The organism is Dyella monticola (assembly GCF_003363155.1).
Taxonomy (GTDB): domain Bacteria; phylum Pseudomonadota; class Gammaproteobacteria; order Xanthomonadales; family Rhodanobacteraceae; genus Dyella_B; species Dyella_B monticola.
This window is the reverse complement of sequence record NZ_QRBE01000015.1, coordinates 60,713-78,713: the sequence shown is the minus strand read 5'-3', so window position 1 is coordinate 78,713 and position 18,001 is coordinate 60,713. Positions and strand designations below refer to the sequence as shown.

Here is an 18,001-nt window from a genome sequence, read left to right as displayed (position 1 = left end):
GCGGGATTTTCCCGTTTAGCGATCGTCGGCCTCCGCAATGCTCCACACGCACGCCAGCAGTGTCATGCCGGCCGTCACCATGATCAGGGTGATGGCGGCCGTCGAGAAATCGCCGTGCATCCAATTGCGCCAATCCAAATGGGGCAGCGGCTTGGACAAAAGGCTTAGCCAGCACGTCATGATCCCCGCCAGCAGGCCGGCCCACAACGGCCAGCTAATGCGAGATCGACGCGGCGGTAGTTGTTGCATCACGCGCTCGGAAAAGCCGTCGTCGGGTATCGGCCCGTCGAACTGCTTGCGTAGCAGGGCGTCGATGGTGTCGTCGTCGCTGGACTGATTCATACGATTTTTTCCTCGCGGGGGGCTTCGTGCCAATCGGCCAACCACGCTTTCAGTTTTGCCTTGCCACGTGTCGCGTGGCTTTTTACGGTGCCAAGCGGCATCGCCAATACATAGGCGGTCTCTTCATGGCTCAGGCCAAGTTGCACGCAGTGCAGCAGCACGGTTTGCTCGGCGGTGGATAAGCGTTGCATGGCGCGCTGCAGGTCCAGTCGCAGATCGGCTTCGTATGCCGGTGCGGGCAATTGTTCCACTTCCTCATCGAGCGCCTGATCGGTGGACGGCAGCTTTTTGCGATAGGCCTGGAGAAAGCAGGAATACGCAATGCGATAAAGCCAGGTGGAGAATCGCGCTTCGCCGCGGAACTGCTCGAGCTTTCGCCACGCCAGTAGAAAGGTTTCCTGCGCCAGATCATCGGCGGCCGATTCGTCGCCGTGCAACAGCCGACGCAACTGCGCGCGCACCGTGCCATGATGGCGGCGCAGCAATTGCTCGAACGCACGACGATCGTTGCCCAGCAGAACCCGGGTTACCAACGCCTGGTCGATGCGCGCCTCGGCGGCATCATCAGCCACGCGCATCCCCGCGCCGGTTCAGCCACCAACTGGCGAGATAACCCAGGCCGATCATCAACGGCAACAGGCCCAGCCCCCAGATGCTGCTGACGCTGCGGCCGTTATCGAGTTCCCCCGGTAAAGCGGCGAACATGGCCATGATGCCCAGCCCTGTGCTGATGAGCACCAGCGCGCGGTGTCGCTCATTGTCGACGGACTGCGCCTCGAGCAGCAGTTGCGGCGAGAGCTCAATACCTTTGTCGGCCAACTGCAGTAGCGTTTGATAGCGCGCCTTGGTCTGCTGATAACGGTAGCGCAGAAAAATCAGGACGATCAGCACGGGGGCCGTCATCACGAAGAGGGGGACAAGGAACAACTCCATAGTCTTGCTCCAGAAAATCAGTTGGGTGGATGGTGAACGAAGGGCGTGGCCTTTGTCCGACTCTCTGCGGTTTGTGCCTTCGGTGGCGGGTAGACCGGCGATCGATGCTCATCGGGCCTGCTCCCAGGCCTGTCCCTTTCCCCGCGCGCGAGGGTGGCTGCCCGCAGTACTTGCGGTGTCACAGGCTTGGATGCGCCGATGAGCACAAATGGATTCAACCTTGGTGCAGTGGCCCATAAAGCGGGGCCATGGCTTTCGCCCCCGGCTCCTCCACGGGAAGTGGATGACAAACATCACTTATGCCTCACGTCTTTGCGAGGCTGGGTTTGACGTCACGCTGACACGTGGCGCGCATAGCTGGTTCTGGCGGTTGTTCACGGGCTGCAATCTTTCGCCTGGCACGGTGATGGCACGTAAGCCGCCGCATTGATGCGCTTAAAGACGGCCAAACCGCCCGCGTGAATCAACCGATGCCGTCGCTTTTTTTCCGTTCGGAACTCAATTCATCATCGTCCGTAGCGATGACCACGCGATTGCGCCCGGTGGTCTTGGCCGTATAAAGCGCTGCATCGGCGCGTCGAATCAGCACGAGGCTGTTGCCTCCGTCGGCAGTGCACCAGGCCACGCCGATCGAGCAGGTCAAGCTGACATTGGCACCTTCGACGCGAAAAGGCGCGCGCTCGATGCATTGGCGCAAGGTGTCGAAGGGGCGCGTGTTGTTCGCGCGAACGCCGGGCGCGACCGCCAGCAATTCTTCGCCGCCATAGCGTCCCAGTGTGGTGCCCGGCGGGAGTTCGGTGCACAAGCGTGCGGCGGCTTCAATCAGCACCTGATCTCCCGCCAGATGGCCGAACTCATCGTTGATGCGCTTGAAGTGATCCAGATCAAGCAAGGCGACGGCCAGCGGTTCGCCACTTGCCTGCGCGTGGACGACGGCTTGATTGAGGGTGTCCAGCACATGCGAGCGATTGATAAGGCCGGTCAGTGCGTCGTGGGTCGCCTGATGCCAAAGCGCTGCTCTGGCTTCTTCCAATGCTTGTTTGTCGACTTCCAGCTCGCGGGTGCGCTGCGCTACCAGGCGGGCCAGCTCGGCGGCGCGCATGTGCAGATGACGCGTGCGCAGTTGCCAGATAGCCGCAAGGCTCAACACGAACAGCAGCAAGCCGGCGATGATCGCAGGCGCGCGTTGCCACCACGGCGGCACGATCTCGATCGGTAGTTCCACGATGTTCGACGATTGCCGGCTGTCCGGATCAAATGCGCTTGCCTGGAAGGTGTAATGGCCCGGCCGGAGCGGCGGATAATCGACTTGCGGGCGCTCGGAAGTAACCCAATTCTGTTCCAGGCCGGCGAGACGGTAGCGGTACTGCAAGGTGCTGCGAGTCGGTGCGTCGAGTGTTGCAAGGTGCAAGGTCAGCGCGCGACTCGGTGAGTAGGCGAAGCGATAGCCCGACGCGTTGCTCTGCCGTGCCCGGCCATGATCGACGCTCGTGATGACGACGGAAAAGGGCGGTATGACGGACAATTGGACGGGTTGGGGAATGTGCGAAATGCCGTTGGTGGTGCCGATCCAGATCGATCCATCGGTATCTTCGAAAAAGGCGTGCTCGGCGATGTCGTCCCAGACCAGTCCGTCGTCCTGCGTCAAGCGGCGCCAGTGCTGGCCGTTGAATACCTCCACGCCATCCGTGCCGCCGATCCAAAGCCAGCCGCGGCGGTCGTGGTTGATGAAGTAGATTCGGGTCGTGTCGATTAGCTGATCGCCGACGTGACTGACGTTCACCGTATCGGCATCGCTCGCACGGCCCTGCCAGAGGCCGTTGAAGTTTCCAGCCAGATACAGATCGCCGGCGGGTGTTACATCAAGCTGCGTAAAGCTGTCGTCGGCCGGTGCGCCGACCACGCGCACGTGGGACCAGTGTCCGTTGTCCAGCCGGAACAAGCCTGCGTTACTGGTGAACCACAAGCGGTTCTGTGCATCTTCAACCGCATCGGCAAAAACATCGTCGGGAACGACGGTGCCGCCCACGCGATGGAGTGTCTTGCCATCCAGAAGATAGATGCCGCGTTCGGTGCACAACCATATGCGGCCCAGATGGTCCATCTGTATGTGGCGGATATAGGCTGGCGAATGAGCGATCTCCTCGGTCGTTCCCGCTTGCGCGTGATAACGCAGCAGCTCGCCCGAGTAATAGGCCACCAGCATGTCGCCGCCCGGAAGCGCATACAGACCGATGGTCTCCTGCGCGAGCGGCGGTGCTTTGACCGGCCATGGGGTGAGCAAGGATGCACCTGGCTGCAGCATGCTCCCACCCAGTTCGTCACCCACCCAGAGCGCGCCGGTGCTGGCTCGCGCAATGGCCCAGCTCGGACTGCTGTCCAGACCCTGCGCGGTTTGCCAACTCTGGATCCGCTCATAGCCGCGCCACTGCAAAACACCGCGACCGTACGTGCCGATCCACAGCACATTGCTGCGATCGTAGAGCAGGGCATCGATGCCGACGTCCGGCAGCCCATTGTGCTTGTCGAAGGTTTGCCAGTTCTGTCCGTCCCAGCGCGCGAGGCCCGTGTCGCTGCGCGTCAGCACGCGGCCTTGAGCGTCCTGCACCATATCCAGGTAGGCCGTTACCACGTGCGATCCGCGCAGGTCGTGATCGACAAAATGCGCAGCGCCAGGCTTGAGCGCGCGAATATAGCGAGGGCTGCGTGCCCACACGGTTCCGTCGCGGCTGAGCAGGTAGGACGTCCAGGTGTCGTCGGGAATGCCGTCGGCATCGCGCCAGACGCGCAGATGATCGCCGCTTAACTGACACAAGGATTTTCCGCATCCGAACCAAAGCGCGTGCCCGTCCGCGAACACACTGTTGATGTCCGACAAGGCTGGCGTGGTGCTCAATGCACCGGCATCGAAGCGCTGCCTGGCACGCCAACCCGATGGCGAGGGTTCAAGGACCCATAGCCGATGTTGGCTGACCGCGTAGAGTCGGCCGTCCAAATCCGTGAGCGTGGCGCCCGGGTCGATCATCAGTGAATCGCCCGGCGCGGTGGCGACGCTGAAGTGCTCCCCATCGCCGACATAGAGCCCGGTGCGCGTGCCCACCCATAAGCGGCCGTTTGCGTCCAGGTGCAGATCGGAAATGAAACTGCCACTCAATCCGTTGGCGCCCCCGATCCGTTGGAACATGTGTCCGTCAAAGACAAATAGCCCGTTCTCCGTGCATACGTAAACAAAGCCACGGCGGTCCTGCAGCAGGCAATTGTCTTCAAGACTCCCCAGGCCCTGGGCTTGGGTAAAGGAGGCGAGGCTCATCGCCTGGCCATATGCGGGTGGGCCGGGCCAAAGCATGCCGGCGCCGACGATCGCGGCGACCACCGCCAGGCGAGCGCACCAAATCTGGAAATATCCCCGCATTGAGCAGCCCGACCCCTCGTTCAACGCTTTATGTCCTATGGGCGATAGTCTTTCTTCCCCAATTTACCAGCACAAGCCATGGCGCTCGTTAACTTTGTCGCGCGCAAAAAAAGGCCAGCGAGGGACTCTCGCTGGCTCACCAATGGGGTGAATTACCGGGATTTGTCGCTGCGAAACCCGCCGCGATGCACGAGGCGGCATTTCGTCCCAGGCGTGGATGCCAAATTACTGCACCAGGGTCATCGCCATGATTTGCACGCTGGCGTTGTTTGGCAGCTTGATGCTCTGAACGGTCTTGGCGTTGTTCAAATTGAATTTGTAGTTGTAGAGATAGAACGTGCGGCTATCACGCCCACCGGAGGAGGTATCCCGGTAAGGCAGTACGGCGGCCTGCAATTCACCGGCGTAGCTTTGTGGCGTGAACCAGTCGCTGATGCTCTGGGTAAAAGTCGACTGGGTGCCGTCGGTGTAGGTGACGGTGAAAGTTTGCGAGGTCTGGTTTCCATTGACGGAGGCCGCCAGCAACTGCAGGCCCGAGAACTCGCCCGATGACAGGGTGATCGTCTGCCCCGATGCGCTTACGTCATTGGCGGCATTGGCGCTGCCGAAGTGGTACAGCACATCGTTGTATTCCAGCGACGATCCCAGCAATTGCGCCGAATACGCATCGCCCACGCCATCCACGCCGCCGGTGGAGGAGAACGTGGTTCCGTCGGTGTAGATACCGGTTCTATTGAATGCCGAGGTGAGGCTTACAGGCACGGCGTTGATGGTCGGATTGCTCAACGCATACGACAGCACCGCAACATTGCGGTTGTTCGGTAGTACGACACTCTGGACGGTCTTGGTGCTGTCGATGGGGAACGCATAGCCGTACAGGTAGAACGTACGATTGTCCTTGCTGCCGGTGCTGGTATCGCGATAGGCCATCGTTACAGCGTCTGATTCGCCCGGATAGTTCTGCGGACTGAACCAATCGCTCAAACTTTGGTTGACGACCGTGCTGCTGCCATCGGTGTACTTGACCATGAAGGTCTGCGCCGCCTGGCTGCCATTGAGGCCGGTGCCCAGAATGCTCAGTTCGCTGTATTGGCCCTGGGTGAGGGTGATGGTGCTTCCGCTCAATGCATTGGCGGTGTTGGGCGCACCGAAGCTGAAGGTGTCGCCATTCCACGTCTGCGAGCTGCCGAGCAGGTTGGCCGAGTAGGCATAACCGTTGCCATCCAGCCCACCGGTGGTGAACGCGGTTCCATCGCTGTAGATGCCATACACGCCGGTGGTCGTGCTGCCGCCTGCGAGGCCGGTATTGATGGCGTTTGCGTAGGCGGCCGTTTCATCGCCACCGTTGTACGTCTTGCCGGCGATATCGTCGTACAACCACAGGAAACCACCGGTGATGCCGCACTGAGAATGCCAGCTGCTCATCTGGCTTTGCGCTTGCGGGGGCGTGTCATCGGCATCCCAGACGCCGGGGAAGACCGGCACCGTTCCAAAATTCCAGCCCGAGCAGGGGCTGTTGCCGGCGCCACCCGAATAGGTTTGCAGATGCACGCCATCGACCGTGCCAGGGCTTTGGCTGTTGATCTGCGACACCACGGACGTCCAGTAGGACGCATTGGTGTAGGGGTCTACTTCCACGTGATAGCCAAGACTGCCGAGCATCACCGCGAAGGCCACGGTGGAGGCCGAGTCGTAGCTGTTCTCGTCATCGAAATCGACCGCATCCACGGATGGCAACGCGGCTTTAAGCGCCTGGAAATCCTTGTAGAGAATGCTGGTTGGGCCGGTTCCCTGCGCGTTGACCAGCGCCTTGATGTCCTGCCAGTCGCCGACATTCGACGAGCCAACGCTAAAGGTGATGCGCTTGGGCGTACCTTGCTTCATGGTGACAAGGTCTGCCGCGAACGATGGCCACGTGTTGTTGCCGACATACGTTCCACCCGATGTCAGCGGGAATTCGCCGTTGAAATTCAGGTCGCCGGCCGAACTGACTTCGACGCTCCACACCACCACTTCGGTAAAGCCGGAGTTTTCGATCTCCGAGATATTGCTTGCCACATGCTTATACAGCGGGCCGCCGCCAAAGATGCCGGTATAACCCGTGGTCTGGGCATGCGCGCTGCCACACGCAAAGGCGAGGGCCGAAACACAAAGCAGTAATGCGGACTTGCGCTGCAACCGTGAATACCGAACGTTTGTACGTTTCATGGATACGCTCTCCAACAGTAAATGGGACGGTAACGCGCTGATTGCCCTACATGCCCGATAAAGACACTGCACGGCCATAGGCAGTCGGCGCTGCACACAGAACAGATTGCGAAAGGCGCTATGGCGTGAGAGGCGCGCCACAACACCTTTCGACCTAACGCTGCAAATGCAAATCGCCGATCAGCAAACATCGCGGCGATTGCCGCGGTGGCACGCCCTTGCGATACATGTGTGTCCCCCTCTGGGCATGTTTTGGCAGGCACAAGCCCGCCTTGAGCCATGGCCGTTGCCATGACCCTCCGGCACCGCTTTTCAGAGATACGCAAACTGACTCGACTGCTGGCGTGTACTGCAGGCGGTTACATCACCTCGCCACGCCGTCCCCGGAATCTTTATAAAAACGCGTTTCTTTTAAATCGATCCAAATAGCCGTGACAACGTTGGACGAAAATCACGGGCGAGCTAATCAATAGGACAGTAAAAAGCCCGTGTCAACAGAAATTTGCATCGATCCAAATTTAGAATTTCTAAATGTATCTTGTTGAAGAACATGAAAATTTTGTGTTCATGCTGCTGCGTAACAGCAAAGCCGGTTGGATCGATCAGGCTTTCATGGATTTAGGCGTGTTGCAGACGCAAAATCGGCGATTGAATCAGCCACATAATCCCCGCTGCCGGTTACCTGTACATGGGCCGTCATTCCCGCGAAAGCGGGAATCCATTTGCCCCATGTAAGAGTGGAGGCGATTCCTGCTTTCGCGGGAATGACTGCCGTGAAGTTATCGGGATTTATGCTGGCTACGACGATCAGACAGGCGAAAGACCAAGCGCCTGACGCAACGGATTCAACAACGCGCCATAGCGTGGCGCACGTGCCGTATCGGTGCGCAACGGCTGGCGCACTTGCATGGCGCTGGGTGTGCCGACGGCGCGCTGTGTTTCATTGAAACGCAGACATGCCTCTTCGAATGGCAGCTTGCAGAAGGCGAGCAATGCCCGAATGTGAGCGTCCGGGTCTTTCAGCAAATCTTCGTAGACGTGTTGATAAACGTGCGTCGATTCTTGCTGCGCCCAATAGGTCGACGCAGCGTCGAAGCTATGCCAGTACGCCGCCAGATCGGAAAACGAGCGCGTGTAGTCGTTGCCGGGAAAGTATTGCCGGTAACACGAGAAGCAGGTTTCCAACGCATCGCGACGGCTGATCACGATGTGCGCGCCGGGCAGCATCGCGCGGATCATGCCGATGTGCATCCAGTTATTGGGCAACTTGTCGGTGAACAGTGGGCGACGCTTGCGCCAGCGTGCGGTGCGTTCCAGATAGCGCTGTCCCAGCCGACGCCAATCATCCGTGCTCATGTCCGCCAGCCAGTGCGGATAGGGCTTCCTGCGCCTGGCCGACTCTTCGCCGATCAGCACCGGCAGGTCGACCAACTCGGCCGTGCCTTCGACGCTGGAGTGCGAAGCGAGAATCTGCTCGATCAGGGTCGAGCCCGAACGCGGCATGCCCACGACAAAAATCACTTCCGAACCCAGATCCTGCCCGGCATGCGCGGTGCAGGCAGCCGCCCTGATCGACGCCATCGTGGTGGTGAATGCGCTTGCATTCCATGCCCGATGCCTGCGTGCGATGTCGTTGGCGCCGGCCAGCGCCTGCAGCGATTCGGTATAACGGCCCTGATCGTCCATCGCCTTGGCCAAGGCGAAACCCAGCGCGACACGGTCGCCATCGGTAGCGTGCGGATGCGCGAGTGCGCGCCGGATAGCATCGCTATCGTCCGTGCCCAGCGGCAATGTCTTGATTTCCGCCAAGCCCCACCACGCCATGCCTGCCCAGGGTTGCGCGGCGAGCAGCGTTCGATATTCGGCGATGGCTTCGTCGCGGAAGTTATCCATGCGCAGCAGGTCGGCGAGCTGCGCACGCGCTGGCGTGTAATCAGGTGCCAGACGCACAGCGCGCCGAAGTGCATCGCGCGCTTCGTCAAAACGCGTGCTGCGCGTGAGAAACAGGCCGAGGTTGTACCAGGCCAGCACAAAGTCCGGTTGCAGCGCGCAGGCATGCCGCAAAACATCCACCGCCTGTTCGAGTTCTCCCGCTTCGGCAAGAAAGATCGCAAACGCATTGTGATACAGCGCCTCATGCGGGCGTTGTTCCAGCGCGCGGCGCATGTGGCGCAATGCAGACGCATGCTCTCCGCGCAGGCTCAGCAGATTCGCCTGCAGTCGCAGGACTTCGGGGTGATCCGGATGACTGGCCAGAACCGGTCCCAATTGCGCGGCCGCCTGATCGGGACGATTCATCTCCAGTGCCTGCGATGCTGCCATTACGCGGTTCGCGGCGGCGGGATCCAGGCCTTGCAATAGCGGATTCAAATGCATCTCCGTCAAACAGCACATTCGTTTGCACGCAGTCTACCAACGGAAACAAAGATGCCCCCATGTCCTGGGGAACATGGAGGCATCGATGTCAACGCGGATGCAACGTCAGAGGATCAGTCGTACTGCCAGCGGAAGACCAACTGCCCGGTGCGCCCGGCCTGGAACGTGCCTGGCTGCATGAAGTTGGCATTGAATTGCCCGTTGCCGTTGGTCATCTGATTGATATACGACGTCACGGTCTGGCTGTTGAACAGGTTGAGCACCTTCAGGTCCAGCGAGAAGGCGTTCTTGCCAAGCGCCCAGTCGTAGCCAATGTCCAGATCCACTTGCTTGGTCGACGGAAGGCGAGCGTAGCTGCCGCGGGTGTAGAGGATGGTGGACGAGACCGGATTGCCATTGAGCGCATTCTGCAGCGTGTTGCAGTAATAGGCGTTGGCGTTGCCGGTCTGGTTGCTGCCCACCGCGCCCGTGCCGTTTGCCGGATACACCGAAAGGCAATTGACCGGACCGCCGGCGTAATACGTGAGAGCGCCACCGACGCGCAGGCCTCTCAGGAAGTTGTCCTGATGGGCGAACTTGTAATAGCCAAACACCTTGAAGGTGGAGGGAATATCGTCGGCCAGATTGCCGCCGGCGCCCTGCAGGAAGCCGGCAGCCGACAGGCCGCCGTCATAGGCAGTTGCACCGGTATTGGCGACGCCCTGTGTACCCTGATAGGAGGCATAGCTGGTCGTGCCATCGGTGTTGCCGAACTCATGACGCCATGTGTAGGACGCGCTCAGGTAGTAAGGCTCGCTATCGGAGTAGGCATGGTCCATCGTCAAGTCGAGCTGGTAGATCCTGCGCCGCAGCGATGGATAGCCGATGTAGCTGTTGGGGAAGGTGAACTCGGTGAGCGGGCTGTTCGCGCCGTTCAACTGCACCGGAATGGTGATGTCCTTGCCAGGCGTGATCAGGTATTGGCCGAGCAATACGGCGTTCGGATAACCTTTGCTCGTGAGATAGGACTGCAGCTGCTGTGTGTTGCTGTCGATATTCGGCAGACCGGTAAGCTCGCTGGTGAACAGCGTCGCGCCGGCCACCCAGTTGTCGCCGATTTTCTGCTGCGCGTAAACCGAGAACTGCTTCAGTTTTGCGTTTTGCGCGGAGGTCGAAATGAATTGACCCGCGGTCAGATAATGCAGGCCGGCGCCGGCAGCGCCCTGGACAGCACCCACTTGCGTCAGGCCGGTCGGCACGGAGCCGCCGCCCACACCCGAATAGATATACGTGGTCTTGGTGCTGATGTAGCCCTGGCCCGGGGTGCCACCGTAAGCATTGAAATAAAGCGGAATGCCTTCGGAGTACTCACCCGCCGTGGCACCGATCTTCAGGCTCGAATCGCCGTGAACGTCCCATGCCACGCCGAGCCGCGGTGTCGCGTTGCCCTTGCTGTACATCTTCACGTTGATGTTGTCGGTCATCGCGTAATTGTCGTAACGCCCGCCGATGTACGCGGTCCAGTTGTCGGCAAAATGCCAGCTGTCGGCCAGGTAGAAGCCGTAGGTGGGCGAGCTGTTGTAATAAACGCGCGGCGCGTAAGACTCGGTGACGTATGTCGTTCCCGGCGCAAAGGCTTTGCCGGTGAGCGGGTTGATGGTCTGGCCGTTGATGCTGCAGGCCTCGTTCGGCCCCAGTGCCGTGCTGCAGTACGAATAGGTCCACGTGTTCGGGTTAGGAATGTTGGACTGCGCCATGGTTGGGCTGTATTGCTCGCCACCAAAGGTGATTTCGTGGTTGTCGGTGACGTCCCAGGTGAAGTCGATACGCGAGCCCATCATGCGGTAGCGCAGGAAATAATTGCTGCTGGCGCCGTTGGACAGTGTCTTCGTGTCGTTCGGGTTATCCGGATTGACTGACTGCACATAAGGCACGTTGATGCCGTACTGCGGGTACTGGTAGAAGTCCTGCTGCGACGTGCCGACCATCGCCGATACCGAAAAGTTATCGGTGATCTGGCCATGATAGTTGGCGACCAGCATGCGCGAACGCCATGCATTGCCGCTCCAGTTTTGCAACGAAGAGGCGGCGCTGGAGGGATCGTACGGCGTCGCCAGTGGATACTGGGACGACGTGAAATTGTTGAGCTGGCGATCAAAGAAAACGTTGAGCGTGTGGCCGGTGGCGATATCCCAGGTGAAGTTGCCGAGCAGCTGCTTGTTCCGGTTTTCGCTGAGGGTCTCGTACTGGCCGTTATAGGTCGTCGTTGGCGTGCTGCCCTGCACGCCCTGGCCGTAGTTGTTCGGCTCGACTTCGCCGAGCAGATAGAAGAACACCTTATCCTTGACGATCGGGCCTGATACCCAATAGTCCTGCAATAGGCTGGGCGACCAATGATCCAGCTGGTTGGCGCTGACCAGGCTCCCGTTTACGTTGTAGGTGTTCTTGCCGTTTTCATTGAGTCCGCCGGTGGGCGGCGTGAACTGCAAATCCACGCCGGCCTTGAAGTCGTTGGAGCCCTGCTTGATCGTGCCGGCAACCACGCCGCCCATGGCGCTGCCATATTTGGCATCCATGCCACCGTCGACGGTGGAGATGTTGGCAAAGGCTTCGTTCGGGATCTTGTCCGGTGCAGCACCTTGCTGCATGTCGGTCATGTTGAATTCGTTGATGAAGTACCGGTTCTCGGTGCCCGATGCGCCATTGAACTGCGGCGCGGCGCCGTGCGAACTGGTGATGCTCGTGACGTTGGACTGCATGGACGCGACGTTGAGAAGGTCTGCGTTGAGCAGTGGCAGTCGATTGACGTCGGTCGCGTTCCAGGTCTGGACTTGCTCGCTCGTCGTGACGTCGATCGCATTGACCGGCGGTTGCGAGGCGGTGACGGTGACCGAATTCAGATTCTTCACGTTCTCGCCGGCCGAAGCGGCGAATATGGCGGCACTGTTGGAGCCGGCGACCACCACCACGCTGCGCTGATCGACGACGTTGCCGTCACGCATCAGTTTGACGACGTATTGGCCGGGCATCAGTCCGGTCACCGAGAAATGGCCATTGGCATCGGCGCGCACGGTGCTGTCGTAACCCGTCGCCGGATTGATCACTTCGGCAACGACGCCCTTGCCGGTGGGCAAATTACCGTAAACGCCGCCTGTGATGCCCTGCGCAAACACTGCACTGCTCGTCATGGCGGCAGCGGCCCATAGGCCAATGCGTATGCTGGCTCGCAAACTGCTGCCCAAACGGAACTGATACTTGCTCATTTGCTTCCCCTACCTTTCGGCTTGTTTGCTGTAGTGCCCACATTCGTGATGTTTTTGAAGGCACAAACTCACCCTGAGCCATGGCTGTCGCCATGACCCTCCCTCACTGCATCTGCAAAAAAAGCGCAACCAATCCAACCGCTAGCGTGTGCTGCAAACGGGTCGACCGCCTCGCCACGCCGTCCCCACGTCCTTCGGACACTGACTTTTCAATCGATCCAAGTTCGCGTGACAACGTTACACCTTTGTCACGAACGCACTAATCAATAAGACAGGTACTGGGCGATGTCAACAAGAAATTTGTATCGATTCAAATTTAGATTTTTAAACATATCTCATTGATGCATAAGCGCTTCATCAAGACCAATATTGCACGACAACACGACACTTAGATCGATTCAAGTTTTTCCGGGACTTAGCTCATGCTGCGTCCGCAAATATTCGTCCGACGAATAGGACGATCTTCACGCGCGGTGCGCGGCCCGGGTTATCGAGCCATATGCAAGGTGACACCCACCGGCTTGAACACCCAAACGCCATACGGCGGGAGCGTTGCGCCCTGCAAGGTGGTCCTGTGCAGCAACTGCGAAGCGGTCGCCGCGAGGGTGATCACCCGGCCTGAGGCCATGCTGGTGTCGAGCGGTTGAGGGGCGTTGCTGAAGTTCATGACAACGATCACCGGTTGCGGGCCGGCGCGTCGGAACGTGAGCACATTCGCGTTGGATGTGTCCAAAAACTGCATCGCGCCATCGCGCAGGGCCGGCTCGCTTTTACGCAGCGCAATCAGTTGGCGATACCAATTGAGCAACGAATCGGGCTGCTGCAACTCACTTTGCACATTGACCGTTCGGTAATCGCCATTCACTGGCAACCAGGTGGTTTGCGCAGTGGAAAAGCCGGCCTGGAAACCGGGCGTCCATTGCATCGGCGTGCGTTCCCCGTCGCGGCCCTTGTTTTTCGGCCAGCCGGTGATGCCTTGCGGATCGCGCACATCCTGCTTTCGCTTGGGTGTACTCGTGACCATGCCGATGGGAGCGCCATAGTAGGTGAGGGCGCTTGCACGCGTAGTCAGCAAAAGCGCGGCGATCACCTTGGCGCGCGCGACATTGTGCGTGCCGTCGCCGAAGCGGTCGATCGAGCGTGCGTTATCGTGATTGTCGAACACGATCAATGGCTCGCCCGTCACTTGCTGTGACGCTTGTAACGATTTGCGGAACCAGTCCGCGCTGAAATTAGCCTGGTCGCCAAAGCCGGGCACGGTGTCCATCGGCAGTTGCAGCTCATCGTGCCGGGCGCCGCCGTACCACTTTTCCAGCTCCGCCACATCGGGCGTGTAGGTTTCGCCGATCAGAACGCGATCGCCGGGATAGCTTTGCACCATCGCGCGCATGCGGCGCAGCACGTCGTGGACTTCCGGCAGATTATCGCTGTATTGCGAACGCAGGTTGGGATCGCCCTGGTCATTGGTGCCAGGCAATTGCGGATCGTTGTGCAGCTTGGGATCTTCAAACAGCGTGGAAATTGCATCCAGGCGAAAGCCATCCACGCCGCGGTCGAGCCAGAAGCGCATCGCCGCGAACATCGCCTTTTCCACGGCGGGATTGCGCCAGTTGAGATCAGGTTGCTGAGCGTAAAAGCGGTGATAGTAGAACTGATGCCGCGCCGGCACCCACTGCCACGCCGAACCACCAAAGACCGATTCCCAATTATTCGGCGGCACTCTGCCGTCGTGCACATAGCGCTGCTGGAACGGCGTGACGCCGGGCGCATGGGTATCGACGCCATCGTTCCACACGTACCAGTCGGATTTGGGATTGTCACGCGACGAAGACGAGGCGATAAACCACGGATGCCTGTCAGACGTATGGTTGAGCACCATGTCCAGCAGCACCTTGAGATGCCGCTGGTGCGCGGCACTGATCAGCCGGTCCATGTCGGACAGGCTGCCGTATTGCGGATCGACCGCCTCATAGTTGGAAATGTCGTAACCGAAATCCACCTGCGGCGACGGATACATCGGCGTGATCCAGATCGCATCTACGCCAAATTGCTGGAGATAATCCAAGTGCTGCGTAATGCCGTTCAAATCGCCAACACCGTCACCATTGGAGTCGGCAAAGCTGCGCGGATAAATCTCGTAAAACAGCGCAGCTTTCCACCACGGTTCGCCAGCAGGATGGGCAGAAGGAGGCTGTGCCAGCGCGCATGTGCTCAACAGGGCGGTAGCGAGGACGATTCGGCGGACCAGCTTCATCGGCGACTTCCTTTGGGTGATGGGCGCAGGTGGCGCAGACTATCGAACGCATCGTGCGAACTCGGCGTCACGGGATTATGCCGCACAGATCATCCAGATGTTTGTGGGAGCTATGATGCGCACTCGTGAGCGTAGGAAGCTGAGCATGGCTACTGATAGAGATAAGCGCAGCTCGTTCAACCCGAAAGGACTGGCAGAGTTCTTGTTGCTCTGTGGCGTACTCGGAATACTTATCTCCCTTCACGCCCGCGCCATCGATTACGCTTTCACGCTACTGTGGCTGGCATTTCTCGTCATCGGTTCGGTCGTCATTCTTTGGCGGATGTGGAAGCATCCGGACGAGTTCAAGCGGCGTGGAATGGGGCAGTCGGCGGTTCTTCCTCGGCGTTGGAGGAAGTGGCTGCATGACGAGGACGATAAGGACTCCTCGCGCTGACGCTATTGGGCATCGGGATGGTGCCGTTTCCAAACGACGCCAGTGCCCTTCGATCAACCGAGAGGTTGCGTGCTCGCTTTCTGTGCGTGTTGCCGATCAGGTGCTCGCTCGACCCACTGGGCGCGCCAGGCAGGCGCGGCGAACGGGTCGGCGAAGTACTGGGTTTCGTGCAGCACCTTTCCGTCCTGAAATTCCATGATGCTGACGGTGTAAGCGATCGTGTTCCCGTAGGTAATCACGTACTCGCTAACCCAAAGATTGCCTTCTCCGGCGATCTGCCGTATCGCAAAGCCCGAGGGTTTACCCGGGTGATGGCTGCGCAGCGCTTGCAGGTTGCGCCGGCCGCGAATGATCTCGCCGGACTGCGGATACTCGCACACGGCATCATCGTGATAGATCTCGTGCTCGACAACTTGATCACCTGCCGCGGATGCGCTCCAGTGTCGCTCAAGACTCATCCGAATATTCTGTGCGTCCATCAGCGGCCTCCGTTTTGAGCGCGCACGCGACTTCTCGGTTCATAACTGTTTCAATGGCGATTCATGACGTTGCCGATGTTCAGGCGGCTTTCGCTGCATTCATCAGACTCAGCAGTGCCTTGGCGGTGGCTTCTGAAGAGGCCGGGTTCTGTCCCGTGATCATGCGGCCGTCGGTGATGGTAAAGCTCTGCCAGTCGGGGACCTTTTCAAACAGACCGCCCAATCGCTTGAGTTCGTCCTCCACCAGAAATGGCACGACGTGCGTAAGCCCCACCGCTTCCTCTTCGGAATTGGTGAATCCGCTGACCCGCTTTCCTTTCACGATGGGTTCGCCCTTGTACGTCACGTGATGAAGCACACCAGGGGCGTGACACACAGCGGCGACAGGCTTGCCGCTGTTGTAGAAATCTTCGATCAATTTGATCGAGACCGGGTCTTCGGCCAGGTCCCACATGGGGCCATGGCCACCGGGATAAAACACGGTGTCGAGATCCCTGGCCGATACGGTGTCGAGGCGGTGAGTATGGGCAAGCACCTGCTGCGCTTTGGGGTCCCCTTTAAAACGAAGCTGTGCAGGTGTCTGGTTGTCGGGATCGTCGCTCTTGGGGTCGATGGGTGGTTGCCCACCTTTGGGCGACGCAACCGTCACCTGTGCACCGGCATCGGTGAAGACATAGTAGGGCGCTGCAAACTCTTCCAGCCAAAAACCTGTCTTCCTGCCGGTGCTGCCGAGAATGTCGTGGGAGGTCAAAACCATGAGGATTTTCACGTGGGTTCTCCTGACGTTGATGCGCAATTGCATGGACCGTATGTACACACGCTTGAAGCCCGGTTTGCTTGCCATCTCTGAAAAGATGGATCGAAAGCGAGCAGCAGCACCTTATGCGACAGCGAACGTTAGACGGCTGAAAAGAACCCGTTACGGTTGGCGGGCGTACGCCCAGAGGTGCGCAACCGACCGCTGGTACCTGCATGGGTATGGGTCAAGCGAGTATGCAACCGGCGGTGCTAGCGGGCGTGCACAGCGATGCATCGTCACCAACCAGGTTGTAAAGCGTGACCCGTCTCTTCGCGGCGACACTGCCGCACCTTGCAATACGCTCGGGTCGGCGCGAGCGGAGCCGTTCCGCGCAGTGAAAAGAAAGACCGGGTAAGATACGGCGAGCCAATTGTCCGCAACGGGCTACCTGCCATGGGTATTTCAAGCGCCAGCAGTACTCAGTCGCACTACGTCGGCGGTCTCGTCGCGCTCCGGTATGCGCATCACCAGGCTGGGCTCAATCAGCCAAGAACAGCGGAATCTCCGGCTTCCACCAGCACCTCGACCGAAAACGCGAGCCAGTTGGCCTCGGCGATTGCAGCGGCACTCGCGCAAGTCGGATTAACCCCCACGCCCGGTTCCGCATCCACGACCGCCATGGTTGCGACCGCGCCCAATGGTGCCCATGGCGCGGACGCAAACGCGCAAGCGCCAAAAGCACAGCAACAGGTGCAACAGTATCGGAACGTCGCCTCGGCATTCTCGAATCTGGCGCAGGCATTGGAGGCCAATTCGTACAGCACGGCTTCCGCTGCCGGCGGCTCCAGCAATTTGACTGCGGTATTTAAAAACCTCTGGACGTCACTGGGTGCTTCATCCGAAGCACCTGCGGATGCTTCAAGCACTGCTTTGCCGAGCTTGCAATCCTTTACGCAAACGCTGGCGCAAAATATCGGTGAAAGCGGCATTTCCGGCTTGCGTGGGCTGTTTGTCGATGCCGTGGTTTGAGGGCGTGGGCTTGCCGGCAAGCGCAAAGCGACCCTAGGTTCAAACGGACGAGTTGTCCGCATCCTGTCCGTTGCCATGTCCGCGGACACACGCAGCGGTTTCAAGCGCTTGAAAAATAATGGTGGAATATATCTTGCAACACCTTGTTCACGAGTAGGTGACAAAGGATCGTTGCATGGTAGCGGCGGCTCGAAAACTGCTCAGGCGTACTCACTTGCGGGGCGGAGAGACTTCGTACGATCGCCTCCCGTGGGAGCTGCAGCGCTTTGTCTTCGATTTTTTGCGCACGCATCGATGCGAGATTACACCCGATAATTGCCAGGTCGTGGCCGAAGCCATGGAATATCGCTTGATACAGAGCGGGCTGATGTGTCCGGCTGAGCTTTGGGTAATTCTGGAAAAAGACGTTTTCTTCGATTGATGAAGCGGAAAGCCATCACCCGGTGGCGCCTGGTTTTGAGTCAAAAGGCACATTCTCCTTCGACATGGACGTGGAAAAATGATTCGAACGATGCCTGTCCCGATTCTCTAAGCAGCCAGATTGAAAATAT

Annotated in this window: 14 protein-coding genes; 4 read left to right on the top strand and 10 right to left on the bottom strand. The window is 59.3% G+C overall.

All coding sequences use genetic code 11. The features are described from left to right. Window positions 1-15 precede the first annotated feature (15 nt). The 3 genes from DWU98_RS19040 to DWU98_RS19030 are packed head-to-tail and all read right to left on the bottom strand — an operon-like array spanning window position 16 to window position 1,275. Window positions 16-342: a DUF5056 domain-containing protein gene (locus DWU98_RS19040; RefSeq protein ID WP_115497164.1), complete on the bottom strand. Its 327-nt coding sequence runs from the start codon at window positions 340-342 to the stop codon at window positions 16-18. Further along, complete coding sequence (locus DWU98_RS19035; protein WP_115497163.1) at window positions 339-920, bottom strand: RNA polymerase sigma factor; 582 nt, start codon at window positions 918-920, stop codon at window positions 339-341. The genes DWU98_RS19040 and DWU98_RS19035 overlap by 4 nt, the downstream gene beginning before the upstream one ends. Next, the gene (locus tag DWU98_RS19030; protein ID WP_115497162.1) at window positions 907-1,275 is read right to left on the bottom strand and encodes a DUF6249 domain-containing protein; all 369 of its coding nucleotides are present in this window, start codon (window positions 1,273-1,275) and stop codon (window positions 907-909) included. Before DWU98_RS19030 ends, DWU98_RS19035 begins: the two co-directional genes overlap by 14 nt. Window positions 1,276-1,558: 283 nt before the next feature. On the opposite strand from DWU98_RS19030, the gene DWU98_RS22015 reads away from it, so the two are divergent. Continuing rightward, window positions 1,559-1,705 carry a Rieske (2Fe-2S) protein gene (locus DWU98_RS22015; protein WP_158545121.1) on the top strand — a complete coding sequence of 49 codons (147 nt, stop codon included), beginning with the start codon at window positions 1,559-1,561 and terminating at the stop codon, window positions 1,703-1,705. 33 nt (window positions 1,706-1,738) lie between these two features. On the opposite strand, the gene DWU98_RS19025 is transcribed toward DWU98_RS22015, so the two are convergent. The 5 genes from DWU98_RS19025 to DWU98_RS19000 all read right to left on the bottom strand — a co-directional run bounded on the left by DWU98_RS19025 (window position 1,739) and on the right by DWU98_RS19000 (window position 14,767). Further along, window positions 1,739-4,585: a ligand-binding sensor domain-containing diguanylate cyclase gene (locus DWU98_RS19025; RefSeq protein ID WP_158545120.1), complete on the bottom strand. Its 2,847-nt coding sequence runs from the start codon at window positions 4,583-4,585 to the stop codon at window positions 1,739-1,741. A gap of 327 nt (window positions 4,586-4,912) precedes the next feature. Continuing rightward, on the bottom strand, window positions 4,913-6,895 hold the full coding sequence (locus tag DWU98_RS19020; protein WP_115497160.1) for a hypothetical protein: 1,983 nt from the start codon (window positions 6,893-6,895) through the stop codon (window positions 4,913-4,915). 807 nt (window positions 6,896-7,702) lie between these two features. Continuing rightward, the gene (locus DWU98_RS19010) at window positions 7,703-9,265 is read right to left on the bottom strand and encodes a tetratricopeptide repeat-containing sulfotransferase family protein (protein ID WP_329955410.1); all 1,563 of its coding nucleotides are present in this window, start codon (window positions 9,263-9,265) and stop codon (window positions 7,703-7,705) included. Between the two features lie 119 nt (window positions 9,266-9,384). Further along, a complete protein-coding gene (locus DWU98_RS19005) occupies window positions 9,385-12,513 on the bottom strand; it encodes a TonB-dependent receptor (RefSeq protein ID WP_147293376.1) in 3,129 nt (1,042 codons plus the stop codon). Window positions 12,514-13,000: 487 nt separating this feature from the next. Next, the gene (locus DWU98_RS19000; protein ID WP_115497157.1) at window positions 13,001-14,767 is read right to left on the bottom strand and encodes a glycoside hydrolase family 13 protein; all 1,767 of its coding nucleotides are present in this window, start codon (window positions 14,765-14,767) and stop codon (window positions 13,001-13,003) included. 145 nt (window positions 14,768-14,912) lie between these two features. On the opposite strand from DWU98_RS19000, the gene DWU98_RS18995 reads away from it, so the two are divergent. Beyond that, window positions 14,913-15,203, top strand: a complete 291-nt coding sequence (locus DWU98_RS18995) for a hypothetical protein (RefSeq protein ID WP_147293375.1) — start codon at window positions 14,913-14,915, stop codon at window positions 15,201-15,203. A gap of 53 nt (window positions 15,204-15,256) precedes the next feature. Here DWU98_RS18995 and DWU98_RS18990 read toward each other — a convergent pair whose 3' ends face one another. Continuing rightward, window positions 15,257-15,682, bottom strand: a complete 426-nt coding sequence (locus DWU98_RS18990; RefSeq protein WP_115497155.1) for a nuclear transport factor 2 family protein — start codon at window positions 15,680-15,682, stop codon at window positions 15,257-15,259. Window positions 15,683-15,761: 79 nt separating this feature from the next. Beyond that, window positions 15,762-16,451, bottom strand: coding sequence for a type 1 glutamine amidotransferase domain-containing protein (locus DWU98_RS18985; RefSeq protein WP_115497185.1), 690 nt, complete (start codon window positions 16,449-16,451; stop codon window positions 15,762-15,764). A 423-nt stretch (window positions 16,452-16,874) separates the two neighbouring features. On the opposite strand from DWU98_RS18985, the gene DWU98_RS21770 reads away from it, so the two are divergent. Together DWU98_RS21770 and DWU98_RS18975 are read left to right on the top strand one after the other, a co-directional pair. Continuing rightward, window positions 16,875-17,450 carry a hypothetical protein gene (locus DWU98_RS21770; protein WP_147293374.1) on the top strand — a complete coding sequence of 192 codons (576 nt, stop codon included), beginning with the start codon at window positions 16,875-16,877 and terminating at the stop codon, window positions 17,448-17,450. Window positions 17,451-17,625: 175 nt separating this feature from the next. Further along, complete coding sequence (locus tag DWU98_RS18975) at window positions 17,626-17,871, top strand: hypothetical protein (protein ID WP_115497153.1); 246 nt, start codon at window positions 17,626-17,628, stop codon at window positions 17,869-17,871. The last annotated feature ends 130 nt before the right edge of the window (window positions 17,872-18,001 follow it).